General features: G+C 73.5%; 23 protein-coding genes. 21 read left to right on the top strand and 2 right to left on the bottom strand.

The features are described 5' to 3' along the window. Positions 1-51: 51 nt before the first annotated feature. Positions 52-267, bottom strand: a complete 216-nt coding sequence (locus ACQP2X_RS14750) for a hypothetical protein (protein WP_498697292.1) — start codon at positions 265-267, stop codon at positions 52-54. Positions 268-433: 166 nt separating this feature from the next. Between ACQP2X_RS14750 and ACQP2X_RS14745 the strand changes: the two genes are divergently transcribed. From ACQP2X_RS14745 to ACQP2X_RS14645, 21 genes are read left to right on the top strand one after another with little or no spacing between them, the layout of a single operon-like run. Beyond that, positions 434-1,012: a Pvc16 family protein gene (locus tag ACQP2X_RS14745; RefSeq protein WP_498697290.1), complete on the top strand. Its 579-nt coding sequence runs from the start codon at positions 434-436 to the stop codon at positions 1,010-1,012. Beyond that, the gene (locus tag ACQP2X_RS14740) at positions 1,009-1,722 is read left to right on the top strand and encodes a hypothetical protein (RefSeq protein ID WP_498697289.1); all 714 of its coding nucleotides are present in this window, start codon (positions 1,009-1,011) and stop codon (positions 1,720-1,722) included. The genes ACQP2X_RS14745 and ACQP2X_RS14740 overlap by 4 nt, the downstream gene beginning before the upstream one ends. 18 nt (positions 1,723-1,740) lie before the next feature. Beyond that, positions 1,741-3,987, top strand: a complete 2,247-nt coding sequence (locus tag ACQP2X_RS14735) for a phage tail sheath C-terminal domain-containing protein (protein ID WP_498697288.1) — start codon at positions 1,741-1,743, stop codon at positions 3,985-3,987. 22 nt (positions 3,988-4,009) lie between these two features. After that, complete coding sequence (locus ACQP2X_RS14730; RefSeq protein WP_498697287.1) at positions 4,010-4,459, top strand: phage tail protein; 450 nt, start codon at positions 4,010-4,012, stop codon at positions 4,457-4,459. Continuing rightward, complete coding sequence (locus ACQP2X_RS14725) at positions 4,456-5,913, top strand: phage tail sheath family protein (RefSeq protein ID WP_498697283.1); 1,458 nt, start codon at positions 4,456-4,458, stop codon at positions 5,911-5,913. Before ACQP2X_RS14730 ends, ACQP2X_RS14725 begins: the two co-directional genes overlap by 4 nt. Then, positions 5,910-6,380, top strand: a complete 471-nt coding sequence (locus tag ACQP2X_RS14720; RefSeq protein ID WP_498697282.1) for a phage tail protein — start codon at positions 5,910-5,912, stop codon at positions 6,378-6,380. Before ACQP2X_RS14725 ends, ACQP2X_RS14720 begins: the two co-directional genes overlap by 4 nt. Before the next feature lie 10 nt (positions 6,381-6,390). Further along, on the top strand, positions 6,391-6,579 hold the full coding sequence (locus ACQP2X_RS14715; RefSeq protein ID WP_498697281.1) for a putative phage tail protein: 189 nt from the start codon (positions 6,391-6,393) through the stop codon (positions 6,577-6,579). Next, the gene (locus tag ACQP2X_RS14710) at positions 6,576-7,244 is read left to right on the top strand and encodes a CIS tube protein (protein ID WP_498697279.1); all 669 of its coding nucleotides are present in this window, start codon (positions 6,576-6,578) and stop codon (positions 7,242-7,244) included. The genes ACQP2X_RS14715 and ACQP2X_RS14710 overlap by 4 nt, the downstream gene beginning before the upstream one ends. Next, complete coding sequence (locus ACQP2X_RS14705; RefSeq protein WP_498697277.1) at positions 7,241-8,422, top strand: phage late control D family protein; 1,182 nt, start codon at positions 7,241-7,243, stop codon at positions 8,420-8,422. Before ACQP2X_RS14710 ends, ACQP2X_RS14705 begins: the two co-directional genes overlap by 4 nt. Beyond that, positions 8,419-9,120, top strand: coding sequence for a phage baseplate assembly protein V (locus tag ACQP2X_RS14700; protein WP_498697275.1), 702 nt, complete (start codon positions 8,419-8,421; stop codon positions 9,118-9,120). The genes ACQP2X_RS14705 and ACQP2X_RS14700 overlap by 4 nt, the downstream gene beginning before the upstream one ends. Then, complete coding sequence (locus ACQP2X_RS14695) at positions 9,117-9,521, top strand: GPW/gp25 family protein (protein ID WP_498697273.1); 405 nt, start codon at positions 9,117-9,119, stop codon at positions 9,519-9,521. The genes ACQP2X_RS14700 and ACQP2X_RS14695 overlap by 4 nt, the downstream gene beginning before the upstream one ends. Then, positions 9,518-11,392, top strand: a complete 1,875-nt coding sequence (locus tag ACQP2X_RS14690) for a baseplate J/gp47 family protein (RefSeq protein WP_498697272.1) — start codon at positions 9,518-9,520, stop codon at positions 11,390-11,392. Before ACQP2X_RS14695 ends, ACQP2X_RS14690 begins: the two co-directional genes overlap by 4 nt. After that, positions 11,389-13,392, top strand: a complete 2,004-nt coding sequence (locus tag ACQP2X_RS14685) for a putative baseplate assembly protein (protein WP_498697270.1) — start codon at positions 11,389-11,391, stop codon at positions 13,390-13,392. Before ACQP2X_RS14690 ends, ACQP2X_RS14685 begins: the two co-directional genes overlap by 4 nt. Beyond that, the gene (locus ACQP2X_RS14680) at positions 13,389-15,251 is read left to right on the top strand and encodes a phage tail protein (RefSeq protein ID WP_498697268.1); all 1,863 of its coding nucleotides are present in this window, start codon (positions 13,389-13,391) and stop codon (positions 15,249-15,251) included. Before ACQP2X_RS14685 ends, ACQP2X_RS14680 begins: the two co-directional genes overlap by 4 nt. Positions 15,252-15,266: 15 nt before the next feature. Next, positions 15,267-16,427, top strand: a complete 1,161-nt coding sequence (locus ACQP2X_RS14675) for a hypothetical protein (protein ID WP_498697266.1) — start codon at positions 15,267-15,269, stop codon at positions 16,425-16,427. Beyond that, on the top strand, positions 16,424-18,364 hold the full coding sequence (locus tag ACQP2X_RS14670) for a hypothetical protein (RefSeq protein ID WP_498697264.1): 1,941 nt from the start codon (positions 16,424-16,426) through the stop codon (positions 18,362-18,364). The genes ACQP2X_RS14675 and ACQP2X_RS14670 overlap by 4 nt, the downstream gene beginning before the upstream one ends. Then, positions 18,361-19,407, top strand: a complete 1,047-nt coding sequence (locus ACQP2X_RS14665; protein ID WP_498697261.1) for a hypothetical protein — start codon at positions 18,361-18,363, stop codon at positions 19,405-19,407. Before ACQP2X_RS14670 ends, ACQP2X_RS14665 begins: the two co-directional genes overlap by 4 nt. A 2-nt stretch (positions 19,408-19,409) precedes the next feature. Beyond that, positions 19,410-19,919, top strand: a complete 510-nt coding sequence (locus tag ACQP2X_RS14660; protein ID WP_498697259.1) for a hypothetical protein — start codon at positions 19,410-19,412, stop codon at positions 19,917-19,919. Continuing rightward, positions 19,916-21,574 carry a hypothetical protein gene (locus ACQP2X_RS14655; RefSeq protein WP_498697256.1) on the top strand — a complete coding sequence of 553 codons (1,659 nt, stop codon included), beginning with the start codon at positions 19,916-19,918 and terminating at the stop codon, positions 21,572-21,574. Before ACQP2X_RS14660 ends, ACQP2X_RS14655 begins: the two co-directional genes overlap by 4 nt. Before the next feature lies 1 nt (position 21,575). Beyond that, complete coding sequence (locus ACQP2X_RS14650; protein ID WP_498697254.1) at positions 21,576-23,633, top strand: ATP-binding protein; 2,058 nt, start codon at positions 21,576-21,578, stop codon at positions 23,631-23,633. Further along, the gene (locus ACQP2X_RS14645; protein WP_498697253.1) at positions 23,626-23,922 is read left to right on the top strand and encodes a hypothetical protein; all 297 of its coding nucleotides are present in this window, start codon (positions 23,626-23,628) and stop codon (positions 23,920-23,922) included. The genes ACQP2X_RS14650 and ACQP2X_RS14645 overlap by 8 nt, the downstream gene beginning before the upstream one ends. 19 nt (positions 23,923-23,941) lie before the next feature. Here ACQP2X_RS14645 and ACQP2X_RS14640 read toward each other — a convergent pair whose 3' ends face one another. Further along, complete coding sequence (locus tag ACQP2X_RS14640) at positions 23,942-24,841, bottom strand: WD40 repeat domain-containing protein (RefSeq protein WP_498697251.1); 900 nt, start codon at positions 24,839-24,841, stop codon at positions 23,942-23,944. Positions 24,842-24,846: the final 5 nt, after the last annotated feature.

Below are 24,846 nucleotides of genomic sequence, written 5' to 3'. Positions count from 1 at the left end.
CCCCCGTAGGCGTGCGCTCGTCTGTCCGGAAGTGTGGACGCCTCGCTCCCGTCACGGTGTCGTTGATTCGTCATTTGGACGGTTTCGCAGGTCTTCCAGCCAGATTCGGACGGCGTCGTGGACCGCCTCGGGCGCACTCACCGCCATCGATGCCGTCAAGTCCGGTCCGATGGTGGCGAGGATCCGGACCCGGAGATCGCCGGCCCGCCCGCCCTCCAGCCAGGCACGCAGGACCATGATGCCGGCTCGTTGGTCGGAGGGCTCCACGCCCCGAACGATGCACCCCGCGGGGTCACCGGAACGTCATCGCCGTGTGTGCCCATTCGTCAACGCACGCCGGCGGAACGACGCCGTGACGCGGTGGTGACGGCGGGATCGCGAGCCCGCCACGCCGCCCCTGCCATCCTGCCCGGTGTCTACGGGGAGGCATCACATGGGCGACTTCGGCGTCGTGGCCGACGTCTCGACGATCATCGAGGGCCGGCTGACGGCGGCGCTGAGCGGTCTGGGCGGCGACGAGCCGCCGATCGCCGAGCTCAACGACCTCTCCGACCCGGTGCAGACCCCGCCGGCCAAGCTGACCGTCTTCCTGTACGAGGTCGCCGAGGACCCGACGTCGCGGAACCGGCCACCGGTCCGGTCGCTGCCACCGGACCCGCCGGCCAGCCGCAAGCCGCCGATGGCCCTGCTGCTGCGCTATCTGATCACGCCCTGGGGCGGCGACCAGGAGACCCAGCACCGCATGATCGGCCGGGCCCTTCAGGTCTTCTACGACGACGCCGTCTGGGCCGGCGAGGATCTGTCCGGCAGCCTGGCCGCCGGCACCGACGCCCTGCACTTCACACTGACCCCGCTCACCCTCGACCAGAAATCGTGGATCTGGTACGCGATCCAGAAGCCGTACCGGCTGTCGCTCAACTACGAGGTCCGGGTGGTCAACCTCGATTCCCTGGACGTCGTCGAGCAGCAACTCGTCCGGAGCCGCACGTTCGCCGGAGCGCCGCGGCCATGACCCTCTTCCGCCCGGTCGAGACGTCGGTGCTGGTCAGCCCGGCCTGGTTCGTGCCGTTCGACGAGTTCGCCCAGCGCGTGCGGTCGGCCGGCGTCATCACCGAGCTGCACCGCCTCGACAGCACCGGCGAGTGGGTGCCGCAGGACACCCCGGCGGTCCGTACGCCGAGTGCCGCCATCGCCTATCCGGAGCTGGGCCGCCGGCGGGGACCCGCGGCCGGGCCGGAACGCTTCCGGGTGCTGTTCTCCGGGCCGGGCTATCAGGCGCTGTACCCGGCCGACGGCGAGCCGTTCGACGCGGCCGTGCGGGGCGTCGAGTTCGAGGCGGCCCCGTACGGCGACACCACTCCCCCGGCGGCGCCCGGCGAGCCCCGGCTCGTGCGCCTCCTGCCGAGCGTCTCCTTTCCGTACGGGCCGGGGGTGCGCACGGTGTACGGCGCCGTCGCCGACGCCGCTACCCACGAGCCCGTGCCGAACGCGCTGGTCGAGGCCGAGGGCACCACGAGCCGGGACGGTGCGCCCTGGCGGGAGCGCACCCTGACCGATTCCTCCGGCGTCTTCCGGCTGCCGCTGCGCTGGGAGGGCGAGCCGTCCGGCCCGCGCGAGCAGCTCTTCCGCCTGCGGGCCACCGAGCGGCCCGGCCGCACCGGATCGCTGGAGGTCCGGCTGCCCGCCGAACGCCACCGCCGTCACGTCATCGCGATCTCGTAGGACCGAAGGAGCCGAGCCATGCCCGAATATCTCAGCCCAGGCGTCTACATCGAGGAGGTCGACGCCGGGCCACGGCCGATCGCCGGGGTGAGCACCAGCACCGCGGGCATGGTCGGCGTGACCCGGTTCGGGCCCGCCACCGGCAAGCCGAAGCTGGTCACGAACTTCCTGGAGTACCAGACCACGTTCGGCGGCTTCGTGCCGGAACCGGACCGGGCGACGCGGGACCGCTGGGCCGGCGACCCGTCCGAGGGCGGCCGCTGGTGGCTGTTCCCGCTGGCCGTCAAGGGCTTCTTCGACAACGGCGGCCAGCGCCTCTACGTCAAGCGGGTGGTCAGCGCCGCCGCGGAGCCCGCGTCCGGCCGGCTCGGGCAGGGCCTGGTGAGCCCGATCGCGCGGGACGCCGCGGCCGGGGCGACCGAGCTGGAGCTGGGCCACCTGGTGGGCTTCACCGGCGCCGACCAGATCAGGATCTTCCGGGGCGGCGACGACGTCGAGATCGACACGGCGACGATCACCTCCTACACCGCCGCCACCCGCCGGATCGTGCTCGACGCACCGCTCGCCTCGGCCGTCAAGGCCGCCCGCGGCGACTACGTCCAGGTCGGCGACCGGTCGGACACCGCGAGCCTGGAGTTCTTCGCGTCGAGCCCCGGATCGTGGGGCCGGGCCGTCCAGGTGCGGATCCAGCCGTCGGTGAGCGCCGCGCTCGCGGCGCTGCCCGACCCGGCCGAGGGCCCGCTGTTCGTGACCACCCTGGCCGAGGACGCGGCCGAGGACAGTCCCACGGTCCTGGTGACCGAAGTGACCGGGATGGACGGCCTGCCGCCCGACGTGTGGGTGCTGATCAACAATCGGCGCTTCAAGGTCACCGCCGGCACGCCGGCCGACGGCCGGGTCGAACTGACCCTGGCCGACCCCGCCCACGCGGCGTGGCCGGCCGGGCTCGGCGTGCGCCGAGTTCGCCGCGCCGCCACCGGCGCCGGCTCGCAACTGCGGATCGGCGGCGCCGGTCAGCTCTACCCGGGCGCGGTCACCCAGCTCGACACCGGCGACGCGCTCACGACGCTGACCGTGGTCTCGGTCGCCGGCGACGTCGTCACCTTCGACGCCGACACCCCGGACCTGGTGTTCGAGAGCGCGCGGCTCCATCTGATCGAGGCCACCATGGACACCCGGTTCACCGAGCCCGGCGGCGGCGCGGTGACCGAGTCGTTCACCGGCCTGCGCCTCGCCGGCACCGGGCCCGGCAGCGTGCCGGCCACCCTGGCCGCGCGGTCGCGGCTGGTCGGCGCGGCCCCGCTGCCCGACCTGTCCACCGATCCGGCGGCGTTCCCCGTGCCGGCCACCGGCGCCTGGCTCACGCTGGCCGACGGCGGCACCGACGGCTACGAATCGCTGTCCACCGCCGACTTCGCCGGCGCCGACGGGGGCAGCGGCCGGCGTACGGGGATCGTCGCCCTGGAGGACATCGACGAAATCGCCGTGTGCGCCGTGCCCGGCGTGTGGGCCGGCACCGTCCAGTCGGCCCTGATCACCCACTGCGAACAGCTGAAGGACCGGTTCGCGATCCTCGATCCACCGGACGGGCTGGACATCGAGGGGATACAGACGTTCCGGTCCGCGTTCGACACCCGCTACGCCGCGCTGTACTACCCGTGGCTGGTCGTCAGCGACCCGTCCACCGGCCAGTTCGTCGAGGCGCCGCCGTCCGGGCACCTGGCCGGCATCTACGCCCGCGTCGACACCGAGCGGGGCGTGCACAAGGCCCCGGCCAACGTCGTCATCCGGGGCATCCGGGCCACCGACGGGCTGGCCCAGGACGTCACCAAGCGGCACCAGGACCTGCTCAACCCCCGGGGCATCAACGCGTTGCGGTTCTTCCCCGGGCTGGGCCAGCGGGTCTGGGGCGCCCGCACGCTGTCGTCGGACAGCCAGTGGAAGTACGTCAACGTCCGGCGGCTCTTCCTGTTCCTGGAGGAGTCCATCGACGAGGGCACCCAGTGGGTGGTCTTCGAGCCGAACGACGAGTCGCTGTGGGCCCTCGTGCGGCAGACGGTGTCGAACTTCCTCACCACCGTCTGGCGCGCTGGGGCCCTGGCCGGCACGACGGCCGACGAGGCGTTCTTCGTGACCTGCGACCGCACCACGATGACCGACGACGACATCGCCAACGGCCGGCTCATCTGCGTGATCGGCGTCGCGCCGGTCTTCCCGGCCGAGTTCGTGATCTTCCGTATCCAGCAGAAGACCCAGCCGGTCTAGAGAGGCGACGACAATGCCACCAGTGACGCGGGAGGACCCGTACGCCGCGTACAACTTCCTGGTCATCGTGACCAACGTCAGCGACGACGGCGTCGCCGTGAGCGGGTCGTTCACCGAGGTCAGCGGGCTCGACGTGGAGCTGCCGGTCATCGAGTACCGCAACGGCACCGACGACACCACGGTCCGCAAGCTCGTGGGGCTGAAGAAGTTCCCGAGCGCGCTGACGTTCAAGCGCGGCGTCACCGGCCACGTCGGCTTCTGGAACTGGATCAAGGAAGCGCTCGACGGCCGGGTGCGGCGCACCTCCGGGTCGGTGGTGATGCTCGACGAGAACCGCCAGGAGGTCATGCGCTGGAACTTCGACCGGGCCTGGCCGACCAAGTTCACCGGCCCGTCGTTCAACGCCACCAAGAACGAGATCGCCATGGAGACGCTCGTGCTGGCGGTCGAGAGCCTGCTGATCGACGCATGACGCTTCCCGGTGTGACCCTGACGTTCCGGCCCGGCGGCTCGGGAACCGAGCCGCTGCGCACCGACGTGGCCGCGTTCACCGGCCGCACCCGGCGCGGGCCGGTCGGCTCCCCGGTCCGGGTGGAGAGCTGGAACGACGTCGTCGGCGTGTTCGGCCCGCCGGACGGCACGGCGGCCACGCCGTACGCGCTGCGCGGGTTCTTCGAGAACGGTGGCCGCACGGCGTGGGTGCTGCGGGCGGCCGGGCCGTCGGCGACCGCTACCGCGCCGTGGACGGACCAGTTCCTCGTGGTGGCGTCGAGCCCCGGTGCCTGGGCCAACGGCGGGCGGGTCGCGGTGCACTATCAGGACAGCAGCGTCGCCGGGCCGCCCGCGGTGACCGTGCGGGTGCTGGTGCCGGGCGAGCCGGCCGAGGTCTTCGCCGGGATGCCGCCGGACGAGGTGGCCGGCCGGGTGGCCGCGTCGCGGCTGATCCGGCTCGTGCCGCTGACCGGGGAGCCGGGTCCGCCGGTCCCGCCCGGATCGCCGATCTCGATGTCGTGGGACCTGACACTGACCGGTGGATCGGACACCGCACCCGGGGCGGCCGACTACGCCCGTCTCGTCGCGGCGCAGGCCGAGCTGCCCGAGCCCGCGCTGGTGGCGCTGCCCGACCTGGGCGCCGACCTCACCGGCGAGGAGCACACCGATGTCGTCCGCGACCTGCTCGCCACCGTGGCGCCGCTCCTCGACCGGCTCGTCCTGCTCGACGTCCCGCCCGCACTGTCCACGGCCGACGACGTCGCGGCGTGGCGGGGCACGCTGACCGGATCGGGCGAGGAGGCGGCCGCCGTCTATCACCCGCCGCTGCGCGCGCCCGCCCTGACCGGGCCGGGGCTGCGGACCGTGCCCGCCTCGGGCCACGTCGCCGGGCTGATCGCCCGCCTCGACGCCGAACGCGGAGCCGCCGCCACCCCGGCCAACGCCACCCTGCTGGACGCGGTGGACCTGGACACCGACTATCCGGAGCCGCAGCAGGCCCGGCTCGTCGAGGCCGGCGTCGACCTGGTCCGGTGCCTGCGCGGCCGGGGTCTGGTGGTGTGGGGCGGCCGGACCCTGTCGGCCGACCCGCGCCGCCGGTTCATCGCGCACCGGCGCCTGCTGCACCTGCTCGTCCGGGCCATCCGCCGGGTCACCAGCCCGCTGGTCTTCGACGTGAACACGCCCGAGCTGCGGCTCACCCTGGTCCGGGCCCTCACCTCGGTGCTGCTGGAGACGTTCCGCACCGGCGCGCTGGCCGGGGCCCGCCCCGACCAGGCCTTCCGCATCGTGTGCGACGAGACCAACAACCCGCCCGAGCAGGATCCGGGCCGCCTGGTCTGCGACATCGAGGTCGCACCGGCCACGCCCATGGAGTTCGTCCAGCTGCACCTCGTGCTCGGCCAGGACCGCGGGATCGAGGTGATCGAGGCATGACGGACCCGCTGCTGAAATATCGGTTCCTTGTGACGCTCGACCCGGGCGACGCCTATCTGCCGGCCGCGCAGGCCCTGCTGCTGCCGCTGGTCGCCACGGGCGCCTTCCAGGAGGTGACCGGGCTCGGCGCGCAGCTCGAGGTGGTCGCCTACGCCGAGGGCGGCCGCAACGACTCGGTGCGCCAGCTGCCGCTGCGGCACTCGTGGAACCGGATCACCCTCAAGCGCGGGATGCTGCGGGACCGCCTGCTCTGGTCGTGGTACCAGGCCGGGCTGACCGACTCGCTCGGCGCCCGCCGCGACGGCGCGGTGATCCTGCTCGACCCGGCCGGCCGGCCCGCGATGGCGTGGGCCTTCCACGGCGGCCTGGCCGCCAAGTGGAGCGGGCCCGACCTGCACGCCGAGCAGAGCGCGGTCGCCATCGAATCCATTGAGATCGCCCATGAGGGCCTGACCTACGTCCTCTAGGAGGCTGAGCGTGCCCCAGAACCTGATCATCCACAACCTCGAGGTGCGGTTCCAGGTCGACGGCGACGACGGCCGGGTCTTCCAGCAGCTCTTCAACAAACACATTCAGGCCTGGGCCCGGTTGTACGAGGCCGAGTGCGCCCGCGCCGAACGGGCCGGCCAGGAGCGGCGGCTCGGGGACGAGGGAGGCCACTGGTGAGCGTCACCCCGGTGTCGTTCGCGAGCAACGGCGCCCTGGCCCGGCTGGAGATCATCCGGCCGGTGATCGCCGACGAGCGGGCCCGGCGGATCCCGCTGCGCTTCAACCCCACCGACTACAAGCTGAGCAAGAGCAACACCTTCGCCGAGATCACCATCCCCGGGCTGGAGGCACCACCGCTGCAGTACGTCCGCGGCGGCAGCGAGACGCTGACCGTGCAGGCTCTCGTCGACACGTCCGACACCCTGGCCAGCGTCCGTTCGACCTATGTGGACGCGGTACGCGGTCTGCTGCGCCCGGACAGCAAGGAGCACGCCCCGCCGATCGTCCGGTTCGTCTGGGACGAGGCCGTCTTCACCGGCGTACTGGAAAAGCTCGACGTGAACTACGTGCTGTTCACCAAGGACGGCGTGCCGCTGCGCGCACAGCTCGACCTCACGCTCAAGGAGTACCGCACGGCCGCGCAGCAGGTCGCGGACACCCCGCGGTCCTCGCCCACCGTCGAGAAGAGCTACGTCGTGCGGCGCGGTGACACCTGGCCCGGCATCGCGCACGCCGTCTACCGGCGGGCCGACGCGTGGCGGGAGCTGGCGCTGGCCAACGGGATCAGCGATCCCCGTGACCTGCGCCCCGGGCTGGTCCTGACCGTGCCGAGGCTGCCATGAGCGACGCGCGAGTGGCCGACCCCGACCGGTACGCCCCGGAGTTCGCGGTGTTCATCGAGGGCCTCGAGGCCGACCCGACCACCAAGAACGACATCCTCGACATCAAGGTGCACCGGGACATCGACGAGATGTCCGGCTTCGACCTGGAACTGAACAACTGGGACGACGTGGGCCTGAAGTTCAAGCACAGCGACTCCAAGCGGTTCGGCCTGGGCTCCCGCGTGTCCGTGCGGATCGGATACGCCGAGCAGCTGCTGACCGTCGCCACCGGCACGATCAGCAGCCTGGCCCCCAAGTTCCCCGACGGCGCCTCGCCGACCGTCTCGGTGAGCGGGGTCGACGGCATGCTGCGGCTCAAGGACAGCAAACCCACCGCGGAACGCGACAAGATCTTCCTGAACATGCGGGACTGGGAGATCGCCGAACGGATCGCCCAGCGCAACAAGCTGCGGATCGTGACGACCAAGGAGGGACCGGTCCACGACCGCGTGGTGCAGAAGAACCAGGCCGACGCGCAGTTCCTGATGGAGCGGGCCAAGCGGCTGGACTTCGAGTGCTTCATCCTGCCCGACCCGGCGACGGGCGAGGAGGTCCTCTACTTCATCAAGCCCACCGACGGCCGCGACGGCCGGCCGATCCGCGTCTTCCGCCTGGCCTATCAGCCCGGCCTGACCACCGGGCCGACCGCCCTCCCGGCCGGCCTGGTGCCCAACCTCCTCGACTTCACCCCCACGCTGACGTTGTCCAAGCAGGTCAGCAAGCTCACCGTGCGGGGCTGGGACCCGCGGGCCAAGGAGCCGATCGAGTTCACCGCCTCGGCCGAGAACCTGCCCGCCGGCCAGAACGCGGGCGACGGGCAGAACGGGCCGCAGGCGGCGGAGAGCGCGGCCGGCGGACGGCAGGAGGTGGTGGTCGACGCGCCCGTCACGAGCCGGGACGAGGCCCAGCGGCTGGCGATCGCCCTGCTGGCCGAGCGGTCGTACGAGTTCATCACCGCCACCGGGCGCGTGGCCGGCCTGCCCGAGCTGCGGCCGGGCGACAACCTGGAGATCTTCGGGCTGGGCCGCCGGTTCTCCGGCACCTACTACGTCAAGCGGGTCGAGCACACCCTGGGCACCAGCGGCTTCTTCACCACCTTCACCGGCCGGCGGATCTTCCAGGGAGGTGACGAGTCGTGAGGGACCTGCCCCGCGCCATGGCCACCGACCGCCGCTACTACGGCGTGGTCGAGGGACTCGTGGTCGAGAACACCGGCGACGACGAGGGCCGGATCAAGGTGCGGTTCCCGTGGCTGGACGACCGGTCGGTCACCGACTGGTGCCGGATCAGCCAGCTCTACGCGGGCGACGGCTACGGCTCGCTGTTCGTGCCGGAGATCGGCGACGAGGTGGTGGTCGCGTTCGTCCACGGTGACATGCGGTTCCCGATCATCCTGGGCGGCCTCTACAACGGCCAGGACAAACCGCCGGTGGCACCGGTCGACGGGCGGGACCAGAAGATCATCCGAACGCGGGCCGGCCACCGGATCCTCTTCGACGACAAGCAGGACCAGGCCGCCGTACGGATCGTCTCGGCGGCCGGGCACACGATGGAGATGGACGACTCGGGCACCGCCGTCCGGATCACCGCGGCCACCGGCGGCACGGTCACCGTCACGGCCGACGGCAGCATCACGCTCAAGGCGGCCACGGTGACCGTCGACGCGACCGCCATCGAGCTCGGCGCCGGCGCGAGCCATCCGGTCCCGTTCGGCGACGTCCTGCTGGCCGCGTTCAACGCGCACACCCACGTGGTGCCGGGAGCCGGCACCTCCGCCCCGCCGGCGCCCCCGCTGACCGGGCCGGCGGCCCTCTCGAACCGGACGAGGACGTCATGAGCGACGACTTCATCGGCACCGGCTGGCGGTTCCCCGTCCTCCCCGACGAGGCGGGCCGGCTCGGCTACGCCGAGGGCGAGCTGAGCATCGAGCACTGCCTGCGCGCGCTGCTGCTCACCGCGACCGGCGAGCGGGTGATGCGGCCCGACTTCGGCACCCGCGCCCAGGAGTCGGTGTTCGCCCCCGGCAGCGTGCAGAACCTGCGCGACCTGGAGCTGTCGATCGCCGAGGCGGTGCGCGCCTACGAGCCGCGGGTCGAGGTGGACGGCGTCCACGCCGAGGCCGTCCCGCTCGACGAGTCCCGGGTGACGGTGACCGTCTCCTACCGGATCCGGCGCACCAACACCAAGGCCAACCTGGTGTTCCCGTTCTATCTCGGCCTGACCGGGGGCGCGTCGTGACCCTGCCCGCGCCGAAGCTGGACGACCTCTCCTGGGCCGACATGATGACGGCCATCCGCCGCCGGATCCCGGCCGAGTCGGACGGCCGGTGGACGCTGCACGCGCCGGCCGACCCGGGCGTCACGCTGCTGGAGCTGTTCGCCTATCTGCTCGAACAGCGTCTCTACTGGCTGGATCAGGCGCCGGACGAGCTGATCGTGGCGATCCTGCGCCTGTTGGGGCTCGACCCGCCGAGGCCCGCTCAGGTCGCCTCGACCGTGCTGGCGCTGACCGCCGACCGGCCGGGCACGCCGGTGCCGGTGATACCGGCGGGAACGGCGCTGGCGCGCGACCCGGCGGCCGCGATCCGGTTCAGCCTCGACTCGGACGTGGCGGTGTTCCCTCTCGACGGTGAGGGCGTCGATCTGCGGGGAGCGCCGGTGCTGGGCCGCGACGGCCGGCCCGCCTCGGCCGAGTTCACGCTGCCGCTGGCCGGCGACCTCGCCGCGCCGGGCTGGCTCTCGCTGCTGGTCGAGCTCGACGCGGCAGTACCCCCGTCGTGGTCACCGGACGCCGTCGACGGCGTCGGCCCACCGGCCGAGCTGACCTGGTCGTGGTTCCGGCCCGGCGAGAGCCGCTCCGGCCCGTTCGAGGAGGTGTGCGACGGCACGGGCGGACTGCGACGGTCCGGGGTGGTACGCCTGCGGCCGCCCACCGGGTGGTCGACGGCCGACCGCGGACTGCGGATCTCCACCCCGGCCGCGACGTTCTCCGCGCCGCCCCGGCTGCACCGGATCGTGGTGAACGTGTCCGCCGCCCGCCACCGGGAGGAGCGCACCGCCGAGGGCTCCGGCCTGGCCGGGCAGACGGCGGGCTGGCTCCGGCTGCCGGGCCAGCGGCTGGAGCTGCCGGACGCGGCCGGCCGGCTGCTCGGCGCCACGCTCACGCTCGCCGGCGAGGAATGGCGGCCGGTGGCCGACTTCGCGTTCGGCACCTCCCGCGACCGGGTCTTCCGGCTGGACCGCGTGGCCGGGGCCCTGGTGTTCGGCGACGGGCTCACCGGCCGCGTCCCGCGCCCGGCCGAGGACGTCCGGGCGTCCTACACGATCGGCGGCGGCCGTGACGGCAACGGCGGCCGCACCGCCAACTGGCGACCGGTGCTGCCGTGGGACGGCGCTCTGATCGGCGCGAACGTGGTGGAGGCGCGGGGTGGTGCCGACCCGGAGACCGTCGCCCAGGCCCGGGAACGCGCGGCCGGCGCCCTCGGCGAGGTGACCCGCGCGGTCACCGCCGGCGACTACGTCACCCTGGCCACCACCACGCCTGGCGTGGACGTCGCCCGGGCGTACGCGTCGGTCGGTGAGCACCCGGGTTTCCCCTGCACGGCGGTTCCCGGCGCGGTCACCGTCCACATCGTCCCCTCGGTTCCCCCGGATCTCGCCGAGGCGCCCCGGCCGGACCCGGGAACGGTGTGCGCGGTCGCCGCCCGGCTGGACGGCGCACGGCTGCTGACCACCGAGGTGTTCGTCCGGGCCCCCTCCTACCGGGAGGTCAGGCTGCGGGTCGACGTGTCCGGCCGGCCGGCCGACCGCGCCCGCGTGTCGGCCCTGGCCGCCACCGCGCTGCGCCGCTATCTGGACCCGCTGGCCGGTGGGGACGACGGGACCGGATGGCCGTTCGGCGAGGCGCTGCGCCCCTCGGCCCTGCTGCGGACCGCGCAGCGGGCGCTCGGCGACCTGGCCGACGTCGCGGCCGTCGCGATCGGGCTCGACGGCGCCGAACCCGCCGAGGCGTGCCGGGACCTCGCGCTGAGGGCCGGCGACCTGCCCACGGTCAGCGACGTCCGGACCCGTGTCGTGCCGGCGGCCGAACCGGGAGAGGGGCTGACGTGAGCGAGCGCATCGGCGACGTGTGGTGGGCGCCCGGCTCCCCCGAGCGGGGCCGGATGGTCGCGGGCCCCGGGCCGACCGGGGTGCAGCCCGAGCTGGTCGACGCGACACAGGAAGCGGTGCGCGCCGCCATCCGGGACCGGATGCCCGGCTACACCCCTGACTGGACCGATCCCGATCGCCAGGACGCCGGCGTGGCCCTCGTGCGCCTGTTCGGCACGCAGGCCGAGCCGGTGCTCACCCGGGTCAACCGGCTGCCGGAGAAGATCCTGGCCGAGCACCTGGCCACCGCGGGCGTGCGGCGGCGGCCCGCCACTGTGGCCACCGCGCTGCTGGAGTTCACCGTGAACCGGCCGGACGGCGCGTCGGTGCTCGTCGCCGCCGGCGTCCAGGCGTCCGCGTCCGGCCCGGCCGGTCAGGTCGTCTACGAGACCGACCACGACCTGTACGCCACCCCGGCCACCCTGCGGGCGATCGCCACGGAACGGGCCGGGACGGTGGAGCCGGTCCCGCTCGGGCGCCCGTTCCCGCCCTTCGGCCGCGACCCGCAGCCGGGCAGCGCGCTGTGGCTCGGCCTGGCCGGTTCTGCTGGCCCGTACCCCTCGCTGTCCCTGGGTTTCGTCGTCGAAGCGGCGGCGCCGGACCCGGTCGCCTCGGGCGGCACCACTCCCCTGCCGGTGCCACCCGCGCCGCTGCTGCGCTGGGACGTGCTGGACGGCGGGCGGTTCGTGCCGGCCGAGGTGATCCGCGACGACACCGCCGGGCTGCGGCACACCGGCACCGTACGCCTGCGGGTGCCACCGACCTGGGCTCCGGCCCGCCGGCCCGGTCCGCCCCTGCGCTGGCTGCGGCTGCTGGTCGTCCACGGTGCCTTCGCCACGCCGCCGCCGCTGGTGTCCGGGCTCCGGCTGAACATGGTGCCGGCGACGGCGGCCCGGACCGTCCTCGACGAGCCGCCCGAGCCCGCCGGGCCGCGCCGGTTCCGGCTGAGCCAGGTGCCGATCCTGGCCGGCAGCGTCGTCATCGAGGTCGACGACCCGGCGGCCGACCTGTTCGGCACCGCCACCGGCGGCCCGGCCGGACCGTGGCGGGAGGTGGCGAGCCTCGCCGGCCACGGGCCGGACGACCGGGTGTTCGTCGTGGACCACGCGGCGGGCGTGCTCACGTTCGGCGACGGCGTCACCGGCGTGGCCGTGCCACCGGGCTTCCGCACCGTCCGGGCCCAGCGCTACCGCGTCGGCGGCGGCACCGCGGGCGCTGTTCCGGCCGGCGCGATCACCACCGTCATCACCGCGCTGCCGTCCGTCACCGGCGTCACCAATCCCTTCCCCGCGACCGGCGGCGCGGACGCCGAACCCGACGGCGACGTGATGCGCCGCGGCGTGGCCGAGCTGCGGGCACGGGGCCGGGCCGTGGCCCCGGCCGACTACGGTCTGCTGGCCCCGCGCGCGCCGGGCGCCTCGGTGGCCCGCGCGCTCGGCGTCCCCGGCCTGCACCCGGACCTGCGGGGCACACCGATCCCCGGCGTGGTCGGGGTGCTGGTGGTGCCACCGGCCGGCGACTCCGGGCAGCCGCCCTCACCCACCGCCGAGACCCTGCGGGCGGTGGCCGGCTATCTCACGCGCGAGGTCGCCCCGGCCGGGATCACCGTGCTCGCCGGCCCGGTGCGGTTCCAGCGGATAGCGGTCGAGGCCCGGCTCACCCTCGATCCGCGCCAGGACCGGGCCGGCGTTCTCGCCCGGGCCGCCGACGCGGTCACCGGCTATCTCGATCCGCTGGTGGGTGGCGAGAACGGCGCCGGCTGGCCGTTCGGCGGCACGGTGCGGCACGCGGCGCTGACCCGCCGGCTGCTGTCCGTCGACGGTGTCCGCGCCGTGTCCGGGCTGTCGCTGATCGCCGCCGGCCGGCGGCTCCCGGCCTGCACGGACCATCCGATCCCCCGCCACGACCTGGTCTGGCCGGAACGCCCACTGCTGATCCCGGCCGGAGAGGAGGCACCATGACGTTCCGCCTCCTGGACGACGTGGTCGGCTGGGACGAGGTCGAGGTGACGGGCCTGGCCGGGTTCACCGACCCGGCCGGCGTCCGGCTCGCCCACGCCGGCCCCGCACCAAACGGGCCGCGCCGGGCCGAGCTGCTGCCGTGGTTCCCCGACCCGCGTCTCGCCCCCGGCTGCCGGTGCGGCGCCTGGTATCTGATCGTCGGCGACCGCCTGCTGCGCCGGGACGCCGGTGATCCGGGCTGGCGGTCCGTGTGGTCACCGCACTGCGATCCCGGCCTCCTGCGGGCCCCGGCCGCCGTGGCCGCGCGCGGTCACCGTGTGGCCGTGGCCGACGCGGGCCGGGTGCTGGTCTGGCGCAACGAGGGCGACCAGCTGACCACGGTGATCCCGGACGCGGGCGCCGTCGTCGCGCTCGCCGACGACGACCAGGTGCTGGTGGCCGGTGGCGGCGAGCTCCGGCGGTACGGCTCGGACGGCTGCCTGCGCGAAACCGTCGAAACCCGCGTCGACGGTGCCGTCATCGGCGTACGCACCGGCCCCGGCACCCTGATCTGGCTGCTCACCGAGGACCGGGGCCGGTACCGGATCTACCGCGGCCACCGCCGGTTCCGCCCGGCCGGACTCGCCGATCTGGCCGCCGCCCTCCCGCCGAGCGGGCTGACCGGCGCCGGCGAGGCCGGGTTCTGCCTGCGCGACACGACGTGCTGGACCTGGGCGGGCGAGGCCCGGCCGGAACCGCCATCGGCCACCGGCCTCTACGCGGCCGAGGGCACGTTCACCACCGGCCTCATCGACTCCGGCATCTCGCGCTGCCGCTGGCACCGCGTCCGGATCGACGCCGACCTGCCCGCCGGCACGGCCGTCTCGGTGTCCATAGTGGTCTCCGAGGACGGCCGGTTCGCCGACACCGACTGGCAGACCGCGCCGCCGGGCGTCACCGACTTCCTCGTCGACCAGCCACCGGGGCGCCATCTGACCGCCCGGGTGCGGCTGTCCGGCGACACCTCGGCCACCCCCGTGCTGCACCGGATCCGCCTCGACTTCCCCCGCGCGACCAGCGCCGACCTGCTCCCGGCGGCCTTCCGGCAGGACCCCGCGGCCGACGACTTCACCGAGCGCTTCCTGTCGCTGTTCGACGCCGGCCTGTCCGAGGTCGACCGGGTCGTCGAGCGCTACACCGCCCTGCTCGACCCGGCCGGGGTGCCGGATCAGGCGCTGCCCTGGCTCGCCGGGCTGCTGGGCCTGTCGTTCGAGGCGGGCTGGGACGCCGCGATGAGGCGGGCCCTGATCGCGGCGGCGCCGGAGCTCTACCGCCGCCGGGGCACGCCGTGGGCGCTGGCCGAGGCGATCCGGATCGTCTTCGGCGTCACCCCGGTGCTCGACGAGCTCGCCGGCGAGCGCCGCTGGGCCCAGCTCGGCTCGGGACACGCGGGCGCCGTACGGCTGTTCAGCCGGTCCTCCTCCCGGTTCCGGCTCGGCCGGTCGGCGCTGGGCGGGGCGCCGCTGCGATCGTTCGGCGACCCGGACACCGATCCGCTCACCGAGCACGCCCACCGGTTCCGCGTGCTGCTGCCGGCCGGTCCGGCCGGTGCGGAAGCCGTACGGCGCCTGGTCGATCAGCAGGCGCCCGCGCACACCCGGGGATCGGTCCGCCTCGGCGGCGCCGGCTTCGTGGTCGGCCACCGGTCCACGGTCGGCGTCGACACCGCGTTCGTCCCGTTGCCGCCACCCGTGCTCGGCGGCGCACACCCCCTACGCCTCAATCACGACGGAGTCCTGCGGCCCGGCCCACGGGGAGCACGCCATGGCCTGAGGATCGGCGAGGTCTCCGCGGTCGGAATCCACACGCAGGTGTCTTGAAAGGACAGGAAGGAAATGACCGAAGTCTCGACGCGGCCCTTCCGCCGGTTGCGCTACTTCCAGGGCCAGATGCTCACCGCCCGCGACTTCCAGCGCGAGCAGGAGTACTTCCGCGAGAAACTGAAGCTGCGCATGCGATGCCTGCTCGGCTACGGCGTGGTGTGCGGGCTGCGGGTGGAGCCCGCCACCGGCTCGGCCAAGGTGCGGCTCACCTCGGGGCTGGGCGTGGACTGCGACGGCAACGAGCTCCTCGTCCAGGGCGGCTGCGACATCGACCTGTGCGAGGCGGTCGCGGCCGACGAGCGCACCGGCGACGGCGCCACGGTCTGGATCGGCGTCGAATACGCCGAACGGGCGGTGGAGCCGACACGGGCCGTCTTCAACTCCAGTTGCGCCGACACCTCGGACTGCCAGCACGGCTACACCGAGGAGATCTCCGAGGTCCGGGTGACCACCCGGAAGCCACCCGCCGACGAGCGGTGCGAGACCTGCTGCTCGCCCTGCGAGCACAAGGTGCTGTGGCTGGCCCGGATCGACGACGTGGACTGGAAGAGCCCGGTCCGGGACGGCCAGATCCACATGGAGATCCGCCGCCCCTTCGGGCCGCACCTGGCCACCGTGATCACCGGCGTCAACTGGATACACGGGCACACGTACACGGTCGACGAGGCCAAGCGGCTGCTCGGCACCCGGCACGAGTCGGGCGGCCTGGTCGTGCGCTTCTCCGGCGACATCCGGGTCGACACCCTCGATCCCGGCGTGGTCGACCTCCAGGTGATCGAGGGTGGCGCCGGGCGCAACGCCGGAACCTGGTACATGGGCATGGAGCTCAAGGAGCCCACCGGCGGCGAGTTCACCCGGCAGTTCCGGATCAGGCAGAAGACCGGTGAGACGTTGCAGGGCGGCGACCTGCTGCGGGTCACGGTGCGCACGCCGTTCCTGCTCGACCGCTGCTGCCGCCCGGTCGACGGCACCCACGTCGGCGGCAAGGTGCCGTTCCTGCGCCGCGGGCGCGAGGGAGAGGACTGGCCGGACCCGTTCGAGGCGGCCGGCGAACAGACCCCGGCGCCCGGCTGCGTGCTCCCACCCTCAGGCATCGGGCCGTGGACGTCGGGCACCGGCAACGGCGCCGGTGTCTTCGAGAGCTGGTTCTCCATCGCGGAGGACGATCGATGACGACGATGACGACGACGGGCTGCGGGTGTGGGTGCGGCGGGGGGCCCGCCACACCGGCCGCGTTCGTCCGGCCCCGCTTCTTCGCGGGCCAGCTGCTCACCGAGGACGACCTGTCCCTGCTGGCCGACTACGTGGCCGGGAAGAACCGGCTGCACAACCGGACGCTCCACGGACCCGGCGTGGTCGACGGGCTCACCGTGGCCTGCGACCCGTGCGGCGGCGGGACGGTCGCGGTGCGGCCCGGCCACGCGCTCGACTGCCGCGGCAACGACATCGTGGTGCCGTGCACGGAACGGGTCGACGTGGCCGCCCTCGTCCGGGAGCTGCGGGTGTCCTCGCTCGGCGCCGAGTGCGGCGATCCGTGCGACGACGGTCAACGGCACTTCTCCCTGTACGTGCGGTACGAGGAGATCCCGGCCGACCCGCTGGCGCCGTTCACGACCGAGGAACCCTGCCCGGCCCCCGGCGGCGTCCCCTCCCGGGTCAAGGAAAGCTTCCGGTTCCTGGTCGCCTGCGACACGGCCGACGACCACCGGTACAACCCCGGCACCCGGCTGCTGGAGAGCATCGGCCCGCTCGGCCGCTTCGATCCGGTCCTGACCCGCTCCCAGCGGCTCGGCCTCCACCTGGACCCGATGGTCCGCACGACGGCGGCCGCGGCCCGGCCGATCAGGTTCGACGCGGCCGACGCCGGACGCTACGCCGCGAGCCTCACATGGCTGCGCGACAACAGCGAGGGCGTCCCGCCCCCGCCGCTGGCCCGGCAGATGGCCGAGCACGTGCGGGCGCTGGCCAGCGCCGTCGCCCGCTACGACACCCACGACGCGGCCGGGCAGGCGCAGATCGGCCGGGAGCACAACCTGGGCGACGTCGGCCAGGCCCGCAAGGTGCTGGGCACGGCCTGCGACCGCCTGGCCGGCGCCGACCCCGCGCAGGTGTGGCCGGACGAGGCCCACCGCTCGCTCGGCGCCGCCGTGGTGGCCGAGACCCGGGCCCGGGTGGTGACCCCGGACCCCGAGGCGCCGCTGGAGGTGCGCCTGCTGGCCCAGGGCACCCCGATCAGCAACGTGCTCCAGGCCGGGTTCCGCAACGACCTCGTGCTGATCCGGGAATGGCTGCTGGGCCGGCTCGACCGGGGTCCCGGGGTGGCCGACTGCGCCTTGCGCGGCGACGTACGGGCCGTGGACATCCCGCAGCCGCTGCCCACTCCCGAACCGGATCCGGCGCGGCGGTTGACGATCGCCGAGCTCGACCGGATCGCGGACGCTGCCGCGGATCTCACGGCGGCCGTGCGGCGGTTCGTCACCGACGCCGCGTGCGCGACGCTGAACCCGCCCGCCATCGACTGCACGGACACCGACGTGCTGCTGGCCCGGCTGGAGCTGGACGGCTGCGACGTCGTACGGGTGTGCTCGGCGACCCGGGAGCAGGTGCTGCCGGGCGGTTCGGCGTACGGGGAATGGCTGTCCAAGCTCGCCCCGCTGCGCCACCTCGCCCAGCAGATCTGCTGCGAGCCGGCGCCCGAGCGGCACCGGACGGGCATTCCGGAGACCGGGCCGGTGCCGGCGGCGTACACCCCGGACCTGCTCTCCGAATGGCCGCGCACCGGCCCGCTGTGGGAGATGTGGAACCTGCTGCTGACGCCGGCCCCCGGCGAGACGGTGCCGAAGCCGTTGCACGAGCAGCTCTACGTAGTGCCGAGCGAGGTCACCGACAGCCTGCACGAGGTGGGCGCGCTGCGGGCGCAGGTCAGCGAGCTGACCAGGACGATGCAGGCCCTGCGGGCGCAGCTCGACTCGGCGCGGGAGCAGGTGTCGCAGGTGCGGGAAGGGCTGCCGGAGCGGCTGGACGAGCGGCTCTCGGAGCTGGAGAAGCCGCCACCCCCGCGCGCCCGGTCCAGCCGGTCCCGCAAGACCGAGCCGGGTGAGTCGTCGTGACCGGCCCCCGGCGCCCGGTCTTCACCGAGGGCCAGATCCTGGCCGCGGCCGACCTGACGGCGACGGTTGAGTACGCCCGCGATGCCGCGGCCCGGCACGAGCGGCATCTGCACGACTGGGGCATCGCCGACGGGCTCGCGCTGACCACGGAGAACCGGACCGACCCGGCCACGAACGCCCGCTTCGTCGAGGTCACCGTGCAGCCCGGCCTGGCCGTCGACAACACCGGCCACCACATCGTCGTGGCGGCGCCCGTGGTGCTCTCCGAAGCCGACTTCCAGGAGGTCAACGGGGCCGATCAGCCGACCGGCGACCCGTACCCGGTCTTCCTGACCGCGACCGACCAGCCCGGCGCCACCCGGGTCGAGGAGGGACATCAGATCCGGTTCGGCCGGCTCGGCGACGAGCGCCTGGTCGCCGACCTGGTGCTGCTGGGCTTCGTCCGCTACACCGACGGGCACTTCGCCGGGGTGACCGCCACATCGGGCACCACCCGCCTGAGGTACGCCGGGGTGCGGGCCGACACGGTCGCCGCCCGATCGGGCACCCTGTCGCTGCGCTCGCAGACCACGGTCCAGGAGGGGCGGCCGGCGCTCGTGCTGTCCGGCGAGGATCCACCGAGCCTGGTCTTCGGGCTCTATCAGGGCAGCGGCACGGTCAGCCCGCTGATGACGGTGGCGGCCAACGGGAACCTGACCGTGGCCGGGAGCGTCTCCGGGCGGATCTCGGCCGGCAGTGTGCTCGTGGCGTCCGGCACGGCCACCGACGGCATGCTGCTGCCCCTGCCGTCCGGCGTCAGCCCGGAGGAGGTGGCCGACGGCCGGGTCTCGCTGCACGTGCAGGTCACCCCGAGGACACCACCGGCCGGGACGGCCACGATGCTCGCGGTCCCGGCCGAGGCCACAGTGGACGGCGAACGCCGGGTCCGGTGCCGGATCCGGTGCTACGACCCGGTCGAGGCGCCGGGCGAGCTGGCCGAGCGGCCCGGCGCGGTCGACTTCCTGGTGCTGGCGACGGTCGCGGCGACGAATGGTGGTGCCTGACGATGGCCTTGTCAGTGGTCTACACGCCGGAGACCGGTCACGTGCTGGGGGCGGTCGCCTCGATCGGCGTGCCCGCCGCCGTGTCGGCGGCGGCGCTGGTCGGCGCCGCGCTCCCCTTACGGGTCTCCGAGGGGGCGGTGGTGTCGGTGCCGGCGCGGGAGCTGGCCCTGCACGGGCCGGACGACGAGCCGCTGGTGCTGACCGGCCCGCTCGCGTTCGGTGTCGAGGGGCAGCCGCCGAAGCCCGCCCTGGTGCGCCTGCGCACCTGGACGAACGCCCTCAGCTTCACCGGGGCCGGCCTGTCCATCACGCTTCCGGCCCACGACCAGGTCAATCCCACGCACGTCGCCGCCTTCGTGACCGAGGGGCCGGAGACCCGGATGACCTCGGGGGACATCAGAGCCGGGGAAACGGAGGTGGTGTTGCCGATCGCCGTCGAGAGCGGCACGCACGGCGTGCTGGTCCTGGTGTCCGGCTGGGCGGGACGCCTGGAAGCGGTGACCAAAGAGTGATCACCGTGCGGCGCTGCGAGGTGCGGGTGGTCCGGCGGGGCGGGTGGAGCTGGGGCCCGGACCCGCAGGACCTGGTGCGCCAGGCGCTGGCGGCCCTGCCCGGCCTGCTGACCGAGCAGTTCGGCGATCTGCTCGACGGCGACGGCCCCGACCTCGAGATCACCGAGCCGGTCCGGTTGTCGGCCCGGCTCGGACAGTCGCCGGGCCTCATCATCGAGCCGTCCGCCGTCTCTGCCCCGGTGCCCCAGTCTGGTTCTTGGTTGGTGGACGACTCAGCGCCGCCCTCCGATGCCAGCCCGGCCACTCCGGCCGTACTGCTGGAAGAACTGGCCGTACGCGACGAGCTGGTCCCACTGCTCACCATGCTCCCGGAGGAGACCTTCCGCATCCTCCTGACGGCGCTGCGCGACGAGACCACGGAACCTTCGACCGTCGTGATCACCACCCTGATCGACGAAGCGACCCGGCGGTGGCCCGCGACGGCAGCGCCGCCCTCCTACGACAGGGACGGCTTGGCCGAACTGGTGAACGCGGTGCCCGGCCCTCCCCCGGCGTCGACCCCGGCCTCGACCCCGGCATCGGCGCTGTCGTCGGCCACTCCCGTCCCGGTGGCGCCCGCGGTGACGACCGGCGGGACAGTGGTCTGCCCGGCGCTGCCGTTCCTGCTGGCGGGCCCGCTGGCCCGCACCGGCTACCTCGACGCGATCGGCCCGGCGCTGGCCGCCGAGACACCGTTCTTCGCCGTCGCGCTGGCCTACAAGGTGCTCGGCGCCCCCGAGCGCGGCTGGCGCCGGCCTCCCGAGGACCACGCCGCGGCGGCCGCGTTCGCCGGCCTGGCCGAGGCGCCGGACCTGACCGGCTTCGCCGATCGCGTCCGGCCCGTCCTGCCCATGCTGGACGCGGTCCTCGCCCTGGCGCTGTGCCGGGGCCACGACCCGGCCGATCCGCTGCTCGTCACCGCCGTCGACGGCGGCCTGCTGCTCGTGGACACCCGTGGCCAGTTCCCGATCGGATGGTCACCGGACGTGGCCGGCCTGCTCCCCCACTGGACCGCGTGCGGCCGCCCACCGGTCCTGGTGCGCGACGGCCCACTCCCCGCCGCCGGCTTGCGCGACGTCCCGCTCCCCGCCGCCTGCTTGCGCGACGTCCCGCTCCCCGCCGCCTGCCTGCGCGACCTGGCCGCGGCCGGCGCCGACGTCCTGACCGACGCCCGCCCGCTGCGTGGCGACCCGCTGTCCCGCTTCCCGGGGCGCACCCCGTTGTGGGCGCACGGCACACCCGGCCCGGCCCTGGCCGCCGCGTTCCCCGCCCACGCCGAGCGCGCAGCCGAACTGGTGCGATCCCTGTTCGTGGACCGGCTCGCGGTCCCCAGGGCCCAGGGCGGCCCGCTGGAACGCTCGGCCGGCCTGGCCGTGTCGATGGCCCTGGGCCTGATCGCGTGGACCCTGTGGCGGGAGCGGGAGGCCACGGACCCGGTGCTGGCCCTGACCAGGTTCGCCGGTTTGGAGGCCACGGTCAGCCACGAGCGCCGCGCCGTGCGGGTCCGGCTGCCGCTGGGCCGCCGGCACGCGGATCTGTGGCGCAGCGGGCTGCTGACTGACGTACCCGATGTGGCCTGGCTCGATGGCCGTTCCCTGACCTTCTCCGGGGGTTGAGATGACCGGGCTCGCGCTGGAACACCTCAGCCTTCGTATGACCGAGCTCCACCGGGCCCTGCGCGCCGCCGTCTCGCGGCAGGCGCGGGCGGCGGCCGCCCTGACCCGCCCCGACCTGACCCCGTTCTGCGTCACCGACGACCAGGTGGCAGTCCTGCTCGACCGGGTGGACGCCTTCACCGGCGCGATGACCGAGCCTCCGCAATCACCTCGCCCGGACCCGGAACCGGAACTCGAGCTGCGCCGCCGCGCCGCCGTCCTTCCCCTGGACGCGCTGGCGACGCGCTTCGGCCTGACCAGACCGGAACAGGACGCCCTCCTGCTGGCGGCGGCCCCGGAACTCGATGCCGGCTACGAGCGCGTCTACGCGTACATCGTCGACAACCTGAACCGCCGCCTGCCCAGCCTGGAGCTGCTGATCTCGGTGCTCGCGGAGACGTCGGCGACCAGGCTCGTCCTGCGCCGGATGCTGGGCCCGGCCGGTCGGCTGCGGCGCTACGGACTGCTGCGGCCACACGGCGAGTCACCGGTGGAGCTGGCACAGGAGCTGATCCCCGGCCCGGACGTGGTCGGCTTCCTGATCGGCGAAGGCGACGACGTGGGCATGCTGGGCCACGACCCGGGCGAGGTGGCTCACTCGGGACCGCAGGCGGGATATCCGCTGTCCGACCGGCTCGCCAGGCTCGGGCACGCCCTGCGAGCGGGTGATGTGGACCTGGTCGGCCTGTGGGGCTGCCCGCCGGACAGCCAGATGGACGCCGCCCTCGCGCTGGCCCACACGGCCGGTCGGCCACTTCGCCGCGGAACGGGGGACGTCGAAGCCGACCTTCGCATGTCGGCCACCCTCGGCGCGATGCTGTGGCTGAGGACCGACGACGCGCCGGTGCTCGACGCGGCCCTTCTGAGGTCACGGACGCCCGTATGCCTGACCGGCGTGTCACCTTGGCGGCCGCCGGCGTTGCTGGCCGCCCGCGCGTACGCCGAGCTGACAGTGCCCACGCCTGGCCTTCCCGAGCGGCGGGCAATGTGGTCCACCGCCTTCCCCGCTCTGGACGAGGACGTGCTCGAGGACCTGGCCGTCCGCTACCGCATGAGTGGTGGCGAACTCCGCGCGGTGGCCGCCGTGGCCGACGCGGACGCGAGACTGACCGGAAACGGCCACCCCATCCGGGGACACGTCGAGCCGGCGATAGCCACCGTGACCCGGGGCCGCGCCGGCGGCGCCGTGCAGTCGATCACGCCGCGCCGGTCCATGGACGACCTGGTGCTGCCCGACTCGCAGCTGAACCAGATCACCGAGATCGTGTCCGCGTTCCGTGCGTGGCCGCGGATAGCCGAAGCCTGGGGATTCGCCCGCACTGCGACCACCGGCGGCGTCAAAGCACTGTTCACCGGCGAGCCCGGTACGGGCAAGACGATGTCGGCGGAGGTCGTCACCGGCATGCTGGGCCTCGAACTGCTGAAGGTCGATCTGGCCCAGGTGGTCTCGAAGTGGGTGGGCGAGACGGAGAAGAACATGGAGGTCGTCTTCCAGCAGGCGGAGGACAGCCACGCGGTCCTGCTGTTCGACGAGGCCGACGCCCTGTTCGGCAAGCGGGGCGAGGTGAAGCAGGGAACCGACCGCTACGCCAACCTCGAGGTGGGCTACCTGTTGCAAAGGCTGGAGGCCAGCGAGGGGCTCATCATCCTCACCAGCAACCTGAAGGAGAACATCGACCAGGCGTTCACCCGGCGGTTCCACTTCGTGGTCCACTTCCCGCGCCCGGGCGTCGCCGAGCGCCGCCGCCTCTGGCAGCAGGCGTTCCCACCGGAGGCCCCACTGTCACCCGACGTGGACGTGGACGCGCTGTCCCGCCTGGACATGACCGGCGCCGGCATCACGGCGGCCGCCCGCACCGCCGCGCTCACAGCCGCCGACAAGAACAGCCCAACGATCACCATGCAGCACGTCGTACGAGGCGTCTCCCGCCAGTTCCAGCGAGAGGCGCGCCTGTTCCGTCCGTCGGAGCTCGGCCGCCACGCCCATCTGCTCACCGGCAACGGGACGACCGATGATTGACCTGACACCTCCGCAGCAACGCCCCGCGGTCCCGGTCACCGCCCAGGAGCTGCGAACTGCCGCTGCCGCCGACAAGGGCAAGAAGACCCTCGTGCTGGTCCCGGCCGTAATCGGCAACGCCCAGGCCGCCAAGACAGCAATGGACGCAAGCTCCAAGACAGTGCCGTCACACCTTGCGTCGACCCTCGCCGCAGGCCAGGACCACGTAGGCAACGCCGCCATAGCCGGCGCCGCGATGCGGGTGATCCCTATGGCGGTCCCGACGCGGGAGAGCTGCCTGGGCTGTTGATCGCCCGGGCTGTCGCGAATCAATCCAGGACCGGCCAGGCGAGGAGCTTGCCGTCGTCACCGCCAGTCAGAAGGGTCTTGCCATCGGGCGTGAATCCCAGCGCGTTCAGGTCGCTGCGGTGCGCCGCCTTGATTTCTACTTCGGCGCCGTCGGACAGTTGATATATCCCCAAATAGCCCGACCACATTCCCATCGCGCAGTGCTCCCCGTCAGGGTGGAACGCCGCCACGATGTAATCCATCGATCCGAAAACGTCCGGCCGGTGAGGCTTGGTTTCGCCCGCGCGCCAGACGGTCACCGCCCCTGTCATGGGGGTGATTGCCAGCAGGTATCGACCATCAGGGCTGAAGCCCAGCCACCGAAGCGCCGACGAGGAACCCGCTAGGCGGGCCGTGACCCCATCGGTAGTCAACGAGCGCAACTCGACAACGGTGTTGCCCCATCCACCGATGGCGAACGACTCCCCGGAGGGATGAAGGGCGATGACAGGTGCTGGCGAGTCGACATCTTGACGATCCGGCCGGTCCGGTTGCCAGATCAGCTCACCAGTCGTCCAATCTATAACCCTGACGTCGGTCCCGGTCACGGCGAGCACATGGCCGGACAAGGCCACCGACGCCACCTTTCCGCTGACCGGGGTAGTCGCCGAGCCTGCGTCGAGGTCGATCAGGCTCAGATGTTTCTCCGCCAGCCCCGCCACCGCCACCAAGCCGTTGCCGCCGTGGACGAGCAGGTTGCAGACATCCTGGTCGACGGAGAGAGGGCATGGATCGGGATCAGGAAGACGCGTGAAGTCAGGCAGTTGCCATCGGCTCAGGGCACGGTGCCGCCCGGAAGCCTTCTGTCCGACCACCACCTCGGTGCCGTCGGGGCTGATCGACAAACGTCGCACCCGCTTCGGATTCGTGAGCGGAACCACGAAGG

This window comes from Actinoplanes sp. CA-131856 (assembly GCF_050956135.1).
Lineage (GTDB): Bacteria > Actinomycetota > Actinomycetes > Mycobacteriales > Micromonosporaceae > Actinoplanes.
The sequence above is the reverse complement of the archived record's forward strand: the minus strand, read 5'-3'. Positions and strand labels throughout refer to the sequence as shown.

Coding starts and splice junctions, on each gene's coding strand:
- ACQP2X_RS14650 (WP_498697254.1), top strand. CDS start 21,576: ATGACCGGGCTCGCGCTGGAACACCTCAGCCTTCGTATGACCGAGCTC.
- ACQP2X_RS14675 (WP_498697266.1), top strand. CDS start 15,267: ATGACCGAAGTCTCGACGCGGCCCTTCCGCCGGTTGCGCTACTTCCAG.
- ACQP2X_RS14720 (WP_498697282.1), top strand. CDS start 5,910: ATGACGGACCCGCTGCTGAAATATCGGTTCCTTGTGACGCTCGACCCG.
- ACQP2X_RS14660 (WP_498697259.1), top strand. CDS start 19,410: ATGGCCTTGTCAGTGGTCTACACGCCGGAGACCGGTCACGTGCTGGGG.
- ACQP2X_RS14740 (WP_498697289.1), top strand. CDS start 1,009: ATGACCCTCTTCCGCCCGGTCGAGACGTCGGTGCTGGTCAGCCCGGCC.
- ACQP2X_RS14705 (WP_498697277.1), top strand. CDS start 7,241: ATGAGCGACGCGCGAGTGGCCGACCCCGACCGGTACGCCCCGGAGTTC.
- ACQP2X_RS14670 (WP_498697264.1), top strand. CDS start 16,424: ATGACGACGATGACGACGACGGGCTGCGGGTGTGGGTGCGGCGGGGGG.
- ACQP2X_RS14645 (WP_498697253.1), top strand. CDS start 23,626: ATGATTGACCTGACACCTCCGCAGCAACGCCCCGCGGTCCCGGTCACC.
- ACQP2X_RS14745 (WP_498697290.1), top strand. CDS start 434: ATGGGCGACTTCGGCGTCGTGGCCGACGTCTCGACGATCATCGAGGGC.
- ACQP2X_RS14725 (WP_498697283.1), top strand. CDS start 4,456: ATGACGCTTCCCGGTGTGACCCTGACGTTCCGGCCCGGCGGCTCGGGA.
- ACQP2X_RS14735 (WP_498697288.1), top strand. CDS start 1,741: ATGCCCGAATATCTCAGCCCAGGCGTCTACATCGAGGAGGTCGACGCC.
- ACQP2X_RS14680 (WP_498697268.1), top strand. CDS start 13,389: ATGACGTTCCGCCTCCTGGACGACGTGGTCGGCTGGGACGAGGTCGAG.
- ACQP2X_RS14695 (WP_498697273.1), top strand. CDS start 9,117: ATGAGCGACGACTTCATCGGCACCGGCTGGCGGTTCCCCGTCCTCCCC.